Source organism: Exiguobacterium sp. s46 (assembly GCF_018618875.1).
Taxonomy (GTDB): domain Bacteria; phylum Bacillota; class Bacilli; order Exiguobacteriales; family Exiguobacteriaceae; genus Exiguobacterium_A; species Exiguobacterium_A abrahamii.
This window is the reverse complement of record NZ_JACSMY010000001.1, coordinates 1,018,865-1,034,541: the sequence shown is the minus strand read 5'-3', so window position 1 is coordinate 1,034,541 and position 15,677 is coordinate 1,018,865. Positions and strand designations below refer to the sequence as shown.

Below are 15,677 nucleotides of genomic sequence, written 5' to 3'. Positions count from 1 at the left end.
TGATAAAGACGGAATAACTAAGGAGGGATATGCGTGTCAGCTTTATTAGAAGTCGAACGGTTATCAAAAACCTACATACGTGGAACGGAGACGATCCATGCATTAAAACAAGTCAGCTTTACGTTAGAGGAAGGAGGATTCATCGCCATCATGGGCACGAGTGGCTCCGGTAAAAGTACACTGTTGAATATTCTGGGAGCGCTTGACGCGCCAACCGGCGGAACGTTGACCTTAAAGGAAAAACGGCAACGCGACATCTTCACTGAGCCTGCTGCGACGTTATACCGACAACAGCACATCGGGTTCATCTTTCAATCGTTTCATCTGCTCGATGATTTGACGGTCCAGGAGAACATCGCCTTACCATTGATGTTGAAGGGGATGGATGATAAAACGATCAATCAGGAGGTAGAGATTTGGCTCAAACGAGTCGGACTGACGAAGTGGAACAATCATCGACCGCAAGAGCTGTCGGGTGGACAACAACAACGTGTTGCGATCGCACGTGCCTTGATCAGTCGACCACCGATCATCTTAGCGGATGAGCCGACGGGGAACCTCGACTTCAAGACATCTGCTGAAATCATGCAATTGCTTCAAGAACTCAATCGCGAACAACAGACGAGCATCCTGCTTGTGACCCATGATGCGACCGTAGCCGCTCATGCGAAACGTGTGCTGTATTTCCATGACGGACAGATCGTTGCCGATCAGCTGTCGACCGGAGACGTGGCGCCGATCTTAGAGACATACGAGCAGTTCGTGGGGGCTGTATGAAACGACAACATCTCTTCCGTCTTTCCCACCGACTGTACCGTAAAAGTCCGATGATTTTAGTGACCTCAATCGGAAGCGTCATGATTTCGATTGGTCTTGTCTTGACGATGGTCATTTTTTTACTACATAATCAAGCCGCAATCGAGACAGATCGTGTACAAAGATATGGTCAAGTCGATCTGACGGTCAAATATACACCTGAAGACGAGCAGGCGGATCAGTCCGTGTTGGAGCAACTTGAAAAGAATCACGGTGTCTTGCGCGCAGAGTCGATCTTACAGACGACAGCGCGCGTCGCTGGTCAAACGATGGCCGACGTGGAGACGATCGGAGTTCATTCGGATGCCCTGACGAAAAGTCGGTATCATTTCACGAACGATTTGAAACAGGGAGAAGCGATCCTGTCAGCTAGACTCGCGACGTCGCTTGATCGTAGTGTCGGGCAAACGCTTCGCGTCGGAGAAGCGACGTATCGAATCCGCGAGATTTTACCAAATACAAAAACACCGGGAGTCTCGCACGATCAAGTCTTGCTTTCGTATGCTGATCTGAAAAAGAACCATCCGATCGAAACGAAAGCCGTCTTGCTCAATCTAAAAAAAGAGGTGGATCTCGTCCACTATGCCGATACGCTCGTCAAAGCGAATCCGAAGCTCCGGGTTGAACTTTCGGAAGGGCAAGCGTTCTCACCGGCGCTGAACGGTTACATCGGAATCTTGTCAGTACTGATCCTTGTCGTGTCCGGCTTCATCTTGATGGCGAATTTTGACTTGTATTTACGTAAACATGCAGTCCAATTTGCGATCATGCGGACGCTTGGGGCGACGACACGGCAACTGTTTCAGCTGTTCTTCGTTCAATCTGGATTGATTGTCTTAGCGGGCACGGTGCTTACGATTCTAGGCAGTATTTGCTTCCCGTTACTCGGTCTACTCGTATGGTCGACAGAGGGTAAAATGATCGTCTCCCTCATGATCGAACAGGGAGCGTTCTTGATGCTCGTAACGTTCGGTAGTGCCTTGTTGATTCTGCTGTTGCTCGCGAGTACGGCTTATCGAAAACGGGATGTGTTACCACTCCACGTCTTGCGAGAAAATCTGAAAACGGCGTCACGACCGACCCAGCGAAAACGTCTCGTCCTGTTCAGTAGTGGATTGACCGTCAGTTTGGTGTTGTTCGCTGAAGTGATTGCCAGTACGGAGGGGGCACGGACAATCGCCTGGCTCGGTGCAACCGTCGCCTTTTTACTGACGATGTATCTTGCGACGCCACTCCTCTTGAAGGGAGTGCTGCAGCGAGCGGAACCGATTGTTCGTCGGTTAGCGGGACCGACGAGTTTCGTTGCCTTCCGGGGCGTGTTACCGCAACTCCGGAAAAATGCTTGGTTGATGCTGATCGTTCAAGTCTTGATGATCATCGTCGTCATCGGCTCGACGTTCCTTGAGACGGTGCAACAAAACGAGCGGAAGTACATCATCAGCCAATATCCGACAGAAGTCGTCCTAAAGAGTCGTTTGGATGAAGGATCGCAAGGAAACCCGTTGCAATTGATTCGACAAATTGAAACCGACCTACCTGGCGCAAGAGCGACCTTCCTTTCGTCTCGCAATTCCTTCGAATACCAGTCGCCTCAAGAAGATATCTCGATCGAATACGAAGTGACGGACTATCGTCGTCTGGACGTCTTAGCGGGAGAACAGACGAGTGACACAGAAGGAATCATCGTCTCACGTACCTTCGCTAAAACACACAGTCTTCAAAAAGGCGATATGTTGCCGCTCGGGCGATGGGACGGGGAACAAGAACAAAGCGTTTCGGTCGGTCAATTCCGAATCGTTGGAATCGAAAAGAAGATGGCACCAGATGTCCTCGTGGATTGGCGGAACGAGCAGCTGCGGCAACCGAACGATCAGATCTTGAATGTCTTTATCGACGTTCCGTCCGAGTTAACGAAGGCGCAAGTGACCACAACATTATTAGAGATCACAGAAAGTTATCCGACATTGCAAGTGAGTCGACTATCTGACGCGCTTCGCGATGCGGAGCAACAAACGATGGAACGCTGGTTCGTCTTCTTGATTGCGCTCGTCGTCATGAGTGGATCCGTCTGGTTCGGACTTGCGAACGCCTTACTCAGTTTCGTGAGTGGAAAACGAGGCGAATACGCCTTGCTACGAACGATTGCGTTGACACGGAACAAGCTCCGTCAGCTGACACTCATTCAAATGCTCTTATTCATTGGGAGCGGCATCACCTTTGGACTGATCAGTGGTCTTGGTGCGACCTTCTTCGTGACACGGATTGATGATGCGGGATCATTTTACTTCAACGTACCGACGATTGCCGGAACCATTGTCGGTTTAATAGTGCTTGTCATAAGCATCGCTTGGTTCGTCACCCGACGAAAGCAGGAAAACCTCGTTCACGAATTGAAACAGTAAATAAGGGCACGTGAACCGGGGGGATCGAAATGCGAAAAACGATCGGGGCGATTCTATTACTCGTAATAATTAGCGGTGTCGGCTGGTGGATGATCGCAGATGAACGGGATGCGACCTATGAACAGATTGTTGAAGTACAAGTCGTTCGACACGTGACGAAGCAGTTCGGACGCGATGATATCGCATCGGTCAAACCGTACTTCGTAGCGTCGGAATCATCGAAATCACGACGTCATCAGATTGCCGTTCAGCTGAAGTCGGCACCGACGGGAGAATACCGGATGTATCGTGTACTTCAAAATAAAGTCGAGTACATCGGTCGATCTCGGACGGTTCGATCGAATTAATAGTAGATGTTACATCCGTTTGGGGGAATATAGGTGAAAACGAAAGCCGAACGCATCGCGTTCATTCAAGAAGAAAAGCGTCAACTCGTCAAACCACGTTTGTACAGCTCGTTGCTGTACGGCGTCAGTATCTTATTAGTCGTCGCCAATCGGGACGTGTACTGGCCATTGTTCTTTTTACTTGTAGCATTGGTCTGGATTGCGCGGATTCACTCGCAAGAAGTCGAACGTGATATGGCATTAACGGTAGAACCACAGATGAAAAAAATCATTCAATGGCAGTATGTGACCGATTTTTTGTTCGTGATCTTAATGGGATTATTTTTCCCACTGATCATCGTATTCGACTTGCCATTCTTCCTCAGTTTTGCCGTCTATGTCGTTCTTGCGATTGTTTTGCTTGTATCCGATATGTTGCTTGAACGAAACGGAAAACGTCTTGATGCTGAGCATCCAACGAAGAAGGAACTGCGGACCTATCCGAAGTCGTGGAAAAAGATCTAATCCGTGGAGCCGGTTGATGAACCGGCTCCTTTTTTGAGCATTCCGGTCGCTTCAGCGTGTTCGACTGCCGTATGATGAAGGGGCACATGAAGAAGGAGGTCCTCGTATGCTTGCTATCATCATTGGATTTATCATCGGTCTGCTCGTACCGGTTCAAACGAGTGTCAATACACGGCTACGGGGCGTCGTGGGATCGCCGTTCCTCGCTTCGCTAATTTCCTTTTCGATCGGCTCACTCTTCTTACTGATTCTCGTGTTCCTCGTCGATGGGAATCTCGCAGGTCTTACAGCTACTGCCGATGAACCGTTCTGGATTTGGGGTGGGGGACTGCTTGGCGTCATCTACTTGACTGGGAACATCTTGCTGTTTCCGCGACTCGGAGGCGTCCAAACGGTCATCATGCCGATTTTCGGTCAGGTCATCATGGGACTGTTGATCGATCATTTCGGATTGTTTGATTCAACGGTCACCTCACTCTCACTGACACGAGTCATCGGCGCAGTGCTTGTGTTACTCGGTGTCGTTGGAACGGTCGCGCTTGGTGACTATTTCGCACGACGGCGGAAGCAACAGGTGGCATCATCAGAAAGCTCGGTCCTTGTCTGGCGTCTGCTCGGAATTCTAACCGGTATGATGAGTGCTGCCCAGACGGCGATCAATGGTCATCTCGGAAGTGTTCTCGGGTCAGCCGTCAAAGGCGCCTTGATCTCGTTCGTCATCGGTACGATCACCTTGTTATTGCTGAATCTGATCCTCCGAACGAAATGGCACATCGATCGGTCTCAACCCTTACCTCCCTGGATTTGGATCGGTGGGTTGATCGGTGCATTGTTCGTTGCCGGTAATGCCTTCATCGTTCCGCTCGTTGGTACAGGACTCGCCGTCGTCATCGTCACGATCGGTCTTCTGACCGGCAGCCTATTGATTGACCGTTTCGGCTGGTTCGGTGCGAAAAAACAACCGGTCACTGGTGTGCAGATCGTCAGTCTACTTGTCATGCTAGGTGGCATCATCCTAATTCGTTTATGAACAAACAGACCGTCTCGCGCATAGGGGAATCTACGCGCAAGACGGTCTGTTTTTAGTCGTTCTTTAAATCGATTTTGATTGAAATCGTCTTCGCGAAGTTATCCCCTGAGACGAACAGGACGAATTCCGTCTCGTCTGCCGGAACTTGATAGACGAGATTGACGTGTGCTTTGCCCGGGGCGACGTATTTCAGTCCTTGTTTCCAAGTTTTTTCGTTCTTATTTTCATAATCAATCGGTTCGTAGACTCCGCTGACTCCAGTCAGACTGAAACGATTCGGATGGTAAAACCTTTCTTCACCGATTTCTTGATAAAATGGGTCTTGATAGAACGTCGGTACAGTGATGTATTGATAACCGGCTTTTTCTTTTAATTTCAAGGAGGCAGGCGGTTGCTTCAATAACGTACCAACCCAAAAACTTGTATCTTTGACGACGGGGTCTCCCGGGAACGTCTTGATGACGCCTTTCGCCATCGTTTCTTCAATCACACCGGAAGCTTGTTTTTCTGTTTTCTTAAGCGTTCTCTTCGATCCGGTCAAACCATCTGTAATCTTACTACCCGTCGTGATGACCTTCGGTGCTTGAGCGGTCGGTGTCTGTTCAGCTGGCGATTCATTTGTCGCAAACAGGAATAGCGATAAGACACCGACGAATAGCACGGCACCAATCGTTGAGAGGGCCAGTTTAAAGCGACGCTCCGTCTCTTTGGAATTGACGCTGACACTACTGATCGCTGCATTCGGAACGATTCGGACAGCCCGTTGAGCTGGCAAGACGGCTCCGATAATTCCAGTTACAAGCGGAATTAGAATCGTTGCAGATAAGAAACCGAGTTCCGATGTCGGGAATTGACGGTAGACTTGCCAAATCATCGCTAGCGCAAAGAGAAGACCGACAATCCCAGCAAGTAGCCCTGTCAACAAACCTTCCAGTAAGACAAGTCGGCGGATGAGTGTGTCTTGCCAACCTGTCGCCTTTAAGACGGCGAGTTGACTGCGACGTTCATTGACGTTTTGCCAAAGAATTTCCGTCGTCGTCAAAATAGCAATCAATAAGGCGACACCCATCGCGACATAATGCATCGTGCCGACTTCTAAAGCGACGTATTCGCCGAGCCACGTTGCATACAAGACTCCTTTTAGACGGAATGTCACGAACAGGAAGAAGATGAACAGACCCGTGGGTAAGGCAATCGCGATGATGGAAAGAAGCGTTCGTTGCCAGTATGTGAAGAGTTGGTTCATGCTCATACCAACAATCGATTGGGAGCGGACGAAGCGTCGTGAACGAGAGACTTCCCCGGAACGCATACTCTCATACGGCTTGATTCTTCGGATCAATGTCATCGGTACGAGTGTACCACCCCAGTAGATGAGTAAACCGGCTAGTCCGATTAGAAGAATCCGACCCAGTGCGATTGGATGGTCCGTCGTCAACCAGAACGTACCGAGGATCGTCCAGGCGATTAGTGCGACGAGAGAACCGAGTAGCGTCGCTTCAAGGAATAGCAGTTTAGAGAGCTGACGTGGCCGCCAACCGAGTGATAATAGAATCGCGAACTCTTTTTTACGAGCGTACAGCAGGATGATGTTAGAACTAAAGACATAGACGAGTGCGACCGCGATGACGCTAGCGATGACACCAGACATACCGACTTTCGCTTCCTGGAAAATCGTCATCGAAGAACCGAGCTTAATCCACGGTTGCTGCACCCAGCCAAGCGCCGATTTTTTTTCTAGACCCGGTAAGTAAGTCAATGCAAGTTGCGGTGACGAACCGAGCGTGACGTCCGTGATCAAACCGGTCTTATCCTCGATTTCGCGAGCGACATCTTGGAGTTTTTGCTCACTCGCGGCATTCATCTGATCGACACCTTTGACGTTGACACGAATGACGGAGATCGCTTTTTCACCGCGAATCTTAAAGGCGGCATCGAGCGTCGTCAACATCGAAGGTGGTTTCGTCAAGAAATCATAGGCGTCGTTCGTCGGCTTGACGTCCTTGACCGGATTGACCGGTCGATCGTTTTTGTCCATGACCCATTGTGCTTTAGCTGGGAAGTAAGTTTCCATCGGTAATTCGGTTAACGGATCCTTTGATAAATTCAATTTCTTCGGATTGAAGACGCCGATATAGTTCAAGCGAATCCGTGGCCAATCGTCACTCGTTTTTCCGAACATCCGTGCCTCACGATACATCGTCCGTTTCGCAAGTAAGGAATCAGGATTGACTTTTTGCGGTTCGACCTGATAACTGAAAGGCCAACGCGAAGCGAAAGGGCTCGAAATCGTCTGGTAACTGATTGGTGACGGTTTGAGGATCAGCCACTCGGAGTTACCAGAGGGTAATGTCGGAAAGGAGTCGGTCATGATTTGCTGGATCAATTTTTTCTGAACGTCTTGTGTCGTGACGGAATAGGTTTTTCCAGGACTATCCGTCGTCTTTAACGTTTTTAAATATTTTTCACCGCCCCGTTTCGTCACATCTCGAATCGTCTCCTGAATCGAATCATTAATGAGGGGAAGATCTAACTTTTCATACGTATACGTTCGCGATGCGTCGACATACTCGCGCTCGTTCATCAATATGGGAAGCTCGACCGTTCCAAGTTCCGGATCGACGATGTTTGCTGCGTCCTGTTCGTCAAAATAACGGCTATGTTTGCCGGCGACTCTCGCCTCGTCTAGACCAATCAAACGGGCTTCCGCTTTTGGGTCAATTCCGGCAATCATCGTATCGCTCCCGAACTCGAGCAAAGGTTCTTCACCGAGCGCAGCAGGTGAGACACCAGAGATAGTGGCATTTTCATCAGGCGTCCACCCAGCAGCAAGATAGTTGACGGAAGAATACTTTTCGACGTTTAATCCGGTATTCTGTTTGTCAGTGATCGTCAACTTATAGACACCGTAATCATCAAAACGATGCGTACCGACGTTTGCTCCTGTCGCATGATTTCCAATCATCGCGATTGGAGCAGCGACGTCGACATCTGCAAGGGCTTGAATCGTTTTGTATTGTTTCATCGTGATCCCACCGTCAAGACCACTCATATAGTTCGGTTCGAGTAGTTTGAGGTCTTCCGTCACGCTTCGACTATCCGGTGGACGAACGACGATATCGTAGGAAGATTTCCAGCGTTTTTGTAACTCGTCAACGACCGTACCGTTGTTCGCTTGCGTCGTGCCGATCAAGTAACTCAATCCGGTACTGACGACGAGTACGCCGACAAGTAAGAGGATGAATCGTTCTTTGTTGCGCCACCAAGAATTCCAAATGAATCGTAGCACTCACACCACGTCCCTTCTAAAATACTATGTAAAAAGCGCCTACACATTCATGCAAGCGCGACAGTTCATAACTCGATCTTAATCGCATGTGTTTTCGGGAACGCGTCGGAATCTGCGAGTAAGACGAACGTTTTCGATTTGACTGGTACTTGATACACGAGATCGAGTTGAGCACGTTGTGGTGCGTAATACTGATGACTGTTACGCCATGCCTTCGGATTATGGTTGACATAGTCGACCACCTTGTATTCGTTGCCCTTACCGTCATTTAGAACAAACAAGTTCGGTTTATAAATGCTGTAACCTCCCACAGTCTCAGTCGTATCATGCAGGACAAGTGGTACGGTTACGTAGCGGAAACCCGTCTTTTCTTTTAACTGTAATTCTTTTGGGGGAGAAGCTAAAAGTGCTTCAGCACGGAATGACTTCTTTTTTAATTCCGGATCACCAGGATACGTTTTAACAATTCCTAGCTTCATCAATTCTTGAATCGATTGAACACGATCTTCGGTTGTTTCATTAACACCAGCTAATTTCGTTTGTGATGAGACGTTGACGGGTTTATCCTGATGTGAAGCCCAGTACCAACCAACACCACCAAGCAGAGCAAAAGAAGTCACAAGCACGGGAATCGTTTTACGAGAACGTGACATGAAAACACTCCTTTTCGTTGAATTGTCAGAATAGTTATACAAAATATACTATTTACAAGGAATGGAAACAAGCGATAATACAAAAAATGGTATAAAAGTCAGGAAATGATTCCCGTTCTGATGAAATGAGGTAAACTATAGAAAATAAGCAACCAGCATCATGCTGCGTTGGAGGGAGAAAACGAAATGAATCAAGCTGACATCGAACAGCGATTACGAGAGGATGCGGAAGTGCAACTCATGCTGGCCACTGTAGAACGACTTGATTTGCCGGATTGGTGGATCTGTGCCGGTGTCTTACGTTCGAAGGTTTGGGGAACCGACTTAAACGCACAGTCGGACATCGATATCGTCTATTTTGATCCATCGGATATTTCAGAAGCGACGGAAAAAAGACATGAGCGACAATTGTGTGAATGGCTTGATTTACCGTGGTCGGTCAAGAATCAAGCACGCATGCACGCAGTCAACGATTTGCCTCCATACACATCAGCAAAAGATGCAATCGCGCAGTTCCCGGAGACCGTCACGGCAATCGGTGTGACGAGACGACCAGACTTTGAACTCTATCTTCCATACGGCGCAAGTGACTTTACGAATCGGATCATTCGACCGACACCGTCTTTTCAAGTTGGTACTGAACGTCATTCGATCTTTCAGCAACGGGTGAGTAAAAAAGGATGGAGAGACGACGTCAGTCTACATATACGTCCATGAAACAAGAAGGAGCTTATGCGATAAAACGAATCAGTTATCAAAAAACGATACCGATTTTACTAGTAGGACTCCTCTGTATCAGCGGATGCGCACCAGAAAAGAATGTCGAGGTGAAGGAAAAGATTCACGTTGATGGTACGAGCCTATTCGACAGTGGTTCCTATCCGACTGCTGTAGAAACGGCCGAGCATCAGTTTAAATATGACTTGAGTGACAAGTCCACCTATACGTTGAAGAAAGACGATTTCCGAGTGGACGCTCGATTCGGTGACTATAATCTACTGTTAGCAAACGTGATTGAAGGACGATGCGATACGCTGATGATTTACGAAAAAAAGTCGAACTGGATGTTAAGCAGTTCAATGGATCTCATTCGGGATCAATCGACGAAAGGCGAGGCAATCGAAGGGAGCCTAGCGTGGGAAGGAAACAAGAAGAAAATGACGACGAAACTTGTAACGAATCGTCATTATACAGTGATTCAGACACGACTGAAAAGTGAGCAGATTCCGGCACGATTTGGAAAACGGGTACGTACCGTTAATGGATTGAAAGTACACGTTCTAAAGCAAGGAAAACAGCTCAATCTTGCCTACCAAAACGGAACAGACGTGATGTGGATCGTCAGTGATCGACCGGAAGAGACGATCATACGATTGATTCAGCGATCACTAGACAGTCCGATTGACTCGCTTCTCACCGAGTAAACGATTAGACAGGCTAAAAAGACAAAGAGGCTGACTCAAAAAAGAATGACACGTCTTTTCACGCCCTTTCCTCAGGCGAGACACAAGCCAGCTTTCCTGCCTTATTCAAGCAGGAAAGCGGGTCTTGTTTGTCTCTGACAGCGCAAAGATGCGCTTTTTCCTGTGGGAGTTGCGTGAAACGCGTCATTCTTTTTGTTATAAGATAAGGGTAGCAAATCATCATTCTGCTATCCTTATCTTTGTGGAAACTGACTTTTGAGTCAGCTCCGTATACTTACGAACGATAGACAGACTTGAGGTAATCCGCGATACGTTGCCACGCCTGAAGTGCCACGTCTAAGTCACCGTGATGCGTAAACGCATGAGCTTGACCGGCGAATTCCTGGTGCTCAACAGCGACACCTGCCGCCTGAAGGCGTTTCGCATACTGCCGCGCCTCCTGCGCCAGCGAGTCGTGCTCCGCCGTCAGGACGAGCGTCTGTGGTAACGCATCGAGTTGAGCCGCATAGAGTGGCGAAGCGAGGTGATGATACGCGTCTTCCGCACGAGCGATGTACATCGCATTGAACTGCCGTGCCTGTTCAGCGGGGATCGCCTCCTCGAAGAATGGTTTATCCGCGGGATCCGTCGCGAGATCAAGCGGAGGATAGTCCAGAATTTGAGCGATGAGCGGCACAGGATCTGTCTGCTCAGCGTTCCATAACGATACGGCAGTCGCAAGATTGCCACCAGCACTATGCCCTCCGATTGCGATGCGTGAAGCATCGAGGTGTAGCGTATCAGCATGTTGGAAAATCCACTGAACGACCTCATAGGCGACGTGAACCGGAACAGGAAACGGATGCTCCGGCGCTAACGGATACTCGATATTGAGAACATGACAGTTGGCGGTCTCGGCGAGAAACAGATTCCATGGTTCATCCATCTCTGGCGTTCCGGTGATGAAGCCGCCACCATGGAAACTGATGAATCCAGGTAGCGGTTCTGCTGCATCAATCGGTGAGTGGCACAACACTCGGACATCTCCGACTGAAGTCGGCACGTGTAGCGTAGTCGTGGTCGCTTGCGGTGGATGAGGAGGTGTGACTTGAGGACGTTCCTCATCTGAGCGGATTTGTTTGGCAAGGTCAATCATCTCTTGGCGATTCATCGAATTCCTCCTTTAGGTCTATCTTCATCATACCGAACGGATTGGTGAATTTCTCTTCTGGATTCGTTTTCTCTAGTTGCAGGAAAAAGCAGCCAGAGTTTGATACACTTTTGAAAGAAACTAGAAATCGAAAGGATGGAATAGATGCCAACACTTTACATTACGCGTCATGGCGAGACGGAATGGAACTTAGAAAAACGAATGCAAGGCTGGGAAGACTCTCCTCTGACAGCAAAGGGCAGACAGAATGCGCGGGACCTTGGTCACCGCTTACGTGAAATTCATCTGGATCATCTCTATATCAGTCCGATTGGTCGCGTCCGAGAAACAGTTCGAATGATGGATCTCGATCCAGCGATTCCGGTCACCATCGACGATCGATTGCGTGAAATGCACATGGGGGCCTGGGAAGGGCGGACGGCGGCGGAAATTGAAGTCGCACACCCGCTTGCTCATGCTGCATTTTGGCAAACGCCGCATACGTACATACCGGAGAGTGGAGAATCCTTTGACGCGGTCCGGGAGCGCATTCTATCGTTTTTGGAACGACTGGCAGACCATGAAGAAGACGAAAACATCTTAATCGTCACCCACGGCATCTTCCTTAACATCTTGCTGACATATCTTCAACGAAAGCCGTTCGCGACCTTATGGGATCCGCCGTTCATTCATGGAACGAGTTTGACGATCGTTGAATACAGGGATGGGGAAGCCGTGATTCGATTAGAAGCTGACATGTCGCATGTCATAGCGGACTAAAAAAACGGCGGACTTTTTCTCGGTCCGCCGTTCTCCTTATCGTGATTTCGTCAAATAGATCAAAATTGCGCCTTCTTGTTTTCTGACCTTTAGGTGAGGAGAGGATAACGTGTCGATTGAGCGACCGATGATCGATTCTCCTGTCGTATAGCGTTTGAGGAGTAAGGGATAGAATGAAGCATTCGTCTGTTTTTGATCATTGAATTGACCGCTGTCAGTCTGGACATTTTGAGGTAAGGTATAGGCCGTTTTCGTCTCAGGAATACCATTCTTCGCATCAAGCGAATAGGTGAAGGCATGCGAATCGTTGAGTAGGTTCAAATCATACGTCAACTGGAACGGCGTGCGATCATATGTACCGGCAGGAATCGATTTGTCGATCAGCACCTCTGGTGGTTCTGTATCGTCAAATTGGACCGCCTTGAGCTGGAGCGGGCGATCGAGTGTACCAGTTAAGAAAAATGTCCGCTGTTGCTGCGACTCGTCCTTCGTGGTAGAAGGTGTGATCGAAAAGGAAGACTTCTTGATCTTGACGGTTTCTTTTGGAAGGACGGTTGCTTCCGTTGTGCAACCAGCAAGCAAGAAGGGAAGGCTGAATAAAAGCGCGTATTTCATGACGTGATCCTCTTTTCCATAGTCATAGTGAATCGAGATGAAATTGAAATATTCAAAAAATTAGAAATGTCACCTAAATTATACCAACAATGTTCTTGCTAAATAAAGGAGGAAATCATGAAAGGCAAATGGTTATTAGCAACCGTCCTGCTCGTCGGTTGTGCCTCGACAAGTGAAGAGGCCGAATCGACGGCAAAATCGTTATACGTCGCACCGAACGGCAGTGATAAAAATACTGGCACGTTGAAGCATCCGTTTAAAACGATTCGACAGGCGACACAAAAAGCGACTGCGGGTACGACGGTCTACTTGCGAAAAGGAACGTATCACGAGAAGCTGAACGTTAGACAGAACGGAACGAAAGAACGCCCGATCACCTTTCGAAACTATCAAGACGAGCAGGTCACATTAAGCGGGAAAAACATCAAAGATCGGGACGCAACCTTACCGATCGTTCAGGTGAAAAATCGAAAATATGTGACAATCCAAGGACTGACGATCGAAGCCGTTCAGTCGAAACGGTCGGATGCGACACCGATCGGCATTTTGGTCACGGGATCAGGATCTAACATCACGTTGAAGAACAATATGGTTCGCCAGATTAAGACGCTCGCGAAAGATGGGAATGCACACGGCATCGCCGTCTACGGAACGGGAGCGATTCGTCACCTGACGATCACCGGTAACCGAGTCGAGCAGAATCGTCTCGGTTTCAGTGAAGCCCTCGTCTTAAACGGAAACGTCAAACATTTCCGGGTGACGAAGAACGTTTTACGGGATAACGACAACATCGGCATTGATTTGATCGGACACGAAGGAATCGCTCAGTCGAAGAAAGACGACTTCGTCCGTGAGGGCGTCGTGTCGGAAAATCGTGTTTACCGGACGTCGAGCTACGGCAATCCTGCTTACGGGAAGGAATACAATGCAGCCGGTATCTATGTCGATGGTGGGAAGAATTTGACGATTGAGAAGAATCTCGTCGAAGCGAGTGACATCGGGATTGAAGTGACGAGTGAACATGCCGGACGATACGCAGAAGATGTCATCGTGCGCCAGAATGATGTACGGCAAAACGTCTACACCGGAATTGCGATCGGTGGGTATGACACGAAGCGAGGCGGTACAAAACGTGTCCGGATCGAGCAAAATCAGCTGATCGGGAATGATACGAAAGGACTCGAGGGTGGTCAATTGCTCGTCCAGCATGATGTCCATGATAACACGATCATCAAAAACACATTCGATGGTTCGTTAAGTGTCGCCCATTACTTCAAGACGAGTTCGGGTAACCAGTTTGAAAAAAATACGTTCCAGCATACAAAACGTTTCATGTGGCGCGACGCCTCCTATAAAACGGAACAAAGCTTTCTGAAAGCGGTCCGAAAGGTGGAAGGAAGATGAAGTTATCGGAGCGACTCCTCGCTTATTGGATCCGGATTCCGAGACGCTGGCGGCTTGCAGCATTGACCGCCTGTATGTTAACGATTTGGACGGTGGAAGGCGTTCGGTTTTTAACAAGTCCCGCGTTACGACTGCCGACCGTTACCGATGCAATCATCTGTCTCGTTCCAGCGATTTTATTGTTCATGTTATGGAAAAAAAAGCGTCCGAAATCACCTCTGAATTAATCGATAATAACAAGGAATTCATTTAGTCGTCCTCGAAATAGGGAGGGAACTTCAATTAGTAAGGAGGAAGAAAGATGACGAAACTAACGATTCAAGCCGTGATTGACCGTCCGGTCGAGACCGTGTGGGAGATTTGGAATGCACCGGAAGACATCAAACGCTGGAATGCAGCGTCTGACGATTGGCATACGACGGCGTCAACGAATGATTTGACGGTCGGCGGACAATTCACGAATCGAATGGAAGCAAAAGATGGTAGCATGGGGTTTGATTTCACGGGTACATACGAGACAATCGTTCCTTACGAACGCATTGCGTATGTCCTCGAAGATGGTCGCCAGGTGACAATCGACTTCTCTCGGAACGGGCAACAGACCGAAGTCGTCGAATCGTTTGATGCCGAAACAAGCAACCCGCCTGAAATGCAACAAGCGGGCTGGCAGGCGATCCTTGATCGGTTCAAAGCGTATGCTGAGTCGAAGTAAGTCGTTCGCTTCGTAACTTCCGGCCACGGCGATCCGTCAGGGCAGGAATACCGCCGCTCTCATAGCGCCGGACCCAGTTATACAATTGTTGATACGACACATCATGCCGTCCGGCGATGCGTTGGTAGTCCTTTGCGGCCGCCAAACAATCGAGGACGGCATTCATGCGTTGTTCAAGAGTGTTGGTGGACATGAACGTTTTCCTCCTCATTGAATCTCCCTGGATTCGCCCACGGCATTATACTAGTGCACATACAATCGATGGAAGCCATTGAATCAAAGAAAAATTGACGCGTCTCCTGTTGATTCGTTTTGACGATCAGTCGTTTTTCTAGCGTTGGTAAATGCACGAGAAACGAAATCTGATATTCAAGAGGTGGCAAGTGGATAGCAACAGATCGTTTTTGCAAGTGGATCGCTGCTGAATTCGCAGTGACGTATAAGATGTGTCGCTTCCATTCCTGTTCGTTGAAAAGTGAATCCATCATCGTGATAAAAGCTTGACCAGAGATGAAATGCATCGGACGACCTCCTTTCTTATAATGTGTATATCCTGTACATGTTTATTAAAA

At 48.6% G+C, this 15,677-nt stretch carries 17 protein-coding genes; 11 read left to right on the top strand and 6 right to left on the bottom strand.

Features of this window, described 5'->3' with window-relative positions:
• The first annotated feature begins 27 nt into the window (after positions 1-27).
• The 5 genes from KNQ08_RS05520 to KNQ08_RS05500 all read left to right on the top strand — a co-directional run bounded on the left by KNQ08_RS05520 (position 28) and on the right by KNQ08_RS05500 (position 5,099).
• Positions 28-777, top strand: coding sequence for an ABC transporter ATP-binding protein (locus tag KNQ08_RS05520; protein ID WP_082665911.1), 750 nt, complete (start codon positions 28-30; stop codon positions 775-777).
• The gene (locus KNQ08_RS05515; RefSeq protein ID WP_214805027.1) at positions 774-3,218 is read left to right on the top strand and encodes an ABC transporter permease; all 2,445 of its coding nucleotides are present in this window, start codon (positions 774-776) and stop codon (positions 3,216-3,218) included. Before KNQ08_RS05520 ends, KNQ08_RS05515 begins: the two co-directional genes overlap by 4 nt.
• 29 nt (positions 3,219-3,247) lie before the next feature.
• A complete protein-coding gene (locus KNQ08_RS05510; RefSeq protein WP_149427464.1) occupies positions 3,248-3,565 on the top strand; it encodes a hypothetical protein in 318 nt (105 codons plus the stop codon).
• A gap of 33 nt (positions 3,566-3,598) precedes the next feature.
• A complete protein-coding gene (locus KNQ08_RS05505) occupies positions 3,599-4,069 on the top strand; it encodes a hypothetical protein (RefSeq protein WP_149427462.1) in 471 nt (156 codons plus the stop codon).
• A 106-nt stretch (positions 4,070-4,175) separates the two neighbouring features.
• The gene (locus KNQ08_RS05500) at positions 4,176-5,099 is read left to right on the top strand and encodes a DMT family transporter (protein WP_214805026.1); all 924 of its coding nucleotides are present in this window, start codon (positions 4,176-4,178) and stop codon (positions 5,097-5,099) included.
• Positions 5,100-5,151: 52 nt separating this feature from the next.
• On the opposite strand, the gene KNQ08_RS05495 is transcribed toward KNQ08_RS05500, so the two are convergent.
• Both KNQ08_RS05495 and KNQ08_RS05490 read right to left on the bottom strand, forming a co-directional pair.
• Positions 5,152-8,388, bottom strand: coding sequence for an FtsX-like permease family protein (locus KNQ08_RS05495; protein ID WP_214805025.1), 3,237 nt, complete (start codon positions 8,386-8,388; stop codon positions 5,152-5,154).
• Positions 8,389-8,453: 65 nt separating this feature from the next.
• Entirely contained in the window at positions 8,454-9,041 is a 588-nt protein-coding gene (locus KNQ08_RS05490; RefSeq protein ID WP_214805024.1) for a hypothetical protein, read from the bottom strand.
• A 186-nt stretch (positions 9,042-9,227) separates the two neighbouring features.
• On the opposite strand from KNQ08_RS05490, the gene KNQ08_RS05485 reads away from it, so the two are divergent.
• Positions 9,228-9,758 carry a nucleotidyltransferase family protein gene (locus KNQ08_RS05485; protein WP_214805023.1) on the top strand — a complete coding sequence of 177 codons (531 nt, stop codon included), beginning with the start codon at positions 9,228-9,230 and terminating at the stop codon, positions 9,756-9,758.
• On the top strand, positions 9,755-10,465 hold the full coding sequence (locus tag KNQ08_RS05480) for a hypothetical protein (RefSeq protein WP_214805022.1): 711 nt from the start codon (positions 9,755-9,757) through the stop codon (positions 10,463-10,465). Before KNQ08_RS05485 ends, KNQ08_RS05480 begins: the two co-directional genes overlap by 4 nt.
• A gap of 274 nt (positions 10,466-10,739) precedes the next feature.
• Here KNQ08_RS05480 and KNQ08_RS05475 read toward each other — a convergent pair whose 3' ends face one another.
• Positions 10,740-11,615 carry an alpha/beta hydrolase gene (locus tag KNQ08_RS05475; protein WP_214805021.1) on the bottom strand — a complete coding sequence of 292 codons (876 nt, stop codon included), beginning with the start codon at positions 11,613-11,615 and terminating at the stop codon, positions 10,740-10,742.
• A 144-nt stretch (positions 11,616-11,759) separates the two neighbouring features.
• On the opposite strand from KNQ08_RS05475, the gene KNQ08_RS05470 reads away from it, so the two are divergent.
• A complete protein-coding gene (locus KNQ08_RS05470; protein ID WP_055968296.1) occupies positions 11,760-12,374 on the top strand; it encodes a histidine phosphatase family protein in 615 nt (204 codons plus the stop codon).
• Positions 12,375-12,410: 36 nt separating this feature from the next.
• On the opposite strand, the gene KNQ08_RS05465 is transcribed toward KNQ08_RS05470, so the two are convergent.
• A complete protein-coding gene (locus KNQ08_RS05465; protein ID WP_214805020.1) occupies positions 12,411-12,989 on the bottom strand; it encodes a hypothetical protein in 579 nt (192 codons plus the stop codon).
• A gap of 117 nt (positions 12,990-13,106) precedes the next feature.
• On the opposite strand from KNQ08_RS05465, the gene KNQ08_RS05460 reads away from it, so the two are divergent.
• The 3 genes from KNQ08_RS05460 to KNQ08_RS05450 all read left to right on the top strand — a co-directional run bounded on the left by KNQ08_RS05460 (position 13,107) and on the right by KNQ08_RS05450 (position 15,105).
• On the top strand, positions 13,107-14,393 hold the full coding sequence (locus tag KNQ08_RS05460; protein ID WP_214805019.1) for a right-handed parallel beta-helix repeat-containing protein: 1,287 nt from the start codon (positions 13,107-13,109) through the stop codon (positions 14,391-14,393).
• Positions 14,390-14,620 carry a hypothetical protein gene (locus tag KNQ08_RS05455; protein WP_214805018.1) on the top strand — a complete coding sequence of 77 codons (231 nt, stop codon included), beginning with the start codon at positions 14,390-14,392 and terminating at the stop codon, positions 14,618-14,620. Before KNQ08_RS05460 ends, KNQ08_RS05455 begins: the two co-directional genes overlap by 4 nt.
• A gap of 74 nt (positions 14,621-14,694) precedes the next feature.
• On the top strand, positions 14,695-15,105 hold the full coding sequence (locus tag KNQ08_RS05450; RefSeq protein WP_214805017.1) for an SRPBCC family protein: 411 nt from the start codon (positions 14,695-14,697) through the stop codon (positions 15,103-15,105).
• Here KNQ08_RS05450 and KNQ08_RS05445 read toward each other — a convergent pair.
• Positions 15,080-15,298, bottom strand: a complete 219-nt coding sequence (locus tag KNQ08_RS05445) for a helix-turn-helix domain-containing protein (protein ID WP_167507574.1) — start codon at positions 15,296-15,298, stop codon at positions 15,080-15,082. The genes KNQ08_RS05450 and KNQ08_RS05445 overlap by 26 nt on opposite strands.
• On the bottom strand, positions 15,279-15,626 hold the full coding sequence (locus KNQ08_RS05440) for a hypothetical protein (protein WP_214805016.1): 348 nt from the start codon (positions 15,624-15,626) through the stop codon (positions 15,279-15,281). Before KNQ08_RS05440 ends, KNQ08_RS05445 begins: the two co-directional genes overlap by 20 nt.
• Between the last annotated feature and the right edge of the window lie 51 nt (positions 15,627-15,677).

What these genes read in the sequence shown, in the direction of transcription:
- KNQ08_RS05465 (WP_214805020.1), bottom strand. Translation starts at nt 12,989, where the DNA reads ATGAAATACGCGCTTTTATTCAGCCTTCCCTTCTTGCTTGCTGGTTGC.
- KNQ08_RS05500 (WP_214805026.1), top strand. Translation starts at nt 4,176, where the DNA reads ATGCTTGCTATCATCATTGGATTTATCATCGGTCTGCTCGTACCGGTT.
- KNQ08_RS05490 (WP_214805024.1), bottom strand. Translation starts at nt 9,041, where the DNA reads ATGTCACGTTCTCGTAAAACGATTCCCGTGCTTGTGACTTCTTTTGCT.
- KNQ08_RS05450 (WP_214805017.1), top strand. Translation starts at nt 14,695, where the DNA reads ATGACGAAACTAACGATTCAAGCCGTGATTGACCGTCCGGTCGAGACC.
- KNQ08_RS05470 (WP_055968296.1), top strand. Translation starts at nt 11,760, where the DNA reads ATGCCAACACTTTACATTACGCGTCATGGCGAGACGGAATGGAACTTA.
- KNQ08_RS05460 (WP_214805019.1), top strand. Translation starts at nt 13,107, where the DNA reads ATGAAAGGCAAATGGTTATTAGCAACCGTCCTGCTCGTCGGTTGTGCC.
- KNQ08_RS05440 (WP_214805016.1), bottom strand. Translation starts at nt 15,626, where the DNA reads ATGCATTTCATCTCTGGTCAAGCTTTTATCACGATGATGGATTCACTT.
- KNQ08_RS05445 (WP_167507574.1), bottom strand. Translation starts at nt 15,298, where the DNA reads ATGTCCACCAACACTCTTGAACAACGCATGAATGCCGTCCTCGATTGT.
- KNQ08_RS05480 (WP_214805022.1), top strand. Translation starts at nt 9,755, where the DNA reads ATGAAACAAGAAGGAGCTTATGCGATAAAACGAATCAGTTATCAAAAA.
- KNQ08_RS05515 (WP_214805027.1), top strand. Translation starts at nt 774, where the DNA reads ATGAAACGACAACATCTCTTCCGTCTTTCCCACCGACTGTACCGTAAA.
- KNQ08_RS05485 (WP_214805023.1), top strand. Translation starts at nt 9,228, where the DNA reads ATGAATCAAGCTGACATCGAACAGCGATTACGAGAGGATGCGGAAGTG.
- KNQ08_RS05475 (WP_214805021.1), bottom strand. Translation starts at nt 11,615, where the DNA reads ATGAATCGCCAAGAGATGATTGACCTTGCCAAACAAATCCGCTCAGAT.
- KNQ08_RS05510 (WP_149427464.1), top strand. Translation starts at nt 3,248, where the DNA reads ATGCGAAAAACGATCGGGGCGATTCTATTACTCGTAATAATTAGCGGT.
- KNQ08_RS05455 (WP_214805018.1), top strand. Translation starts at nt 14,390, where the DNA reads ATGAAGTTATCGGAGCGACTCCTCGCTTATTGGATCCGGATTCCGAGA.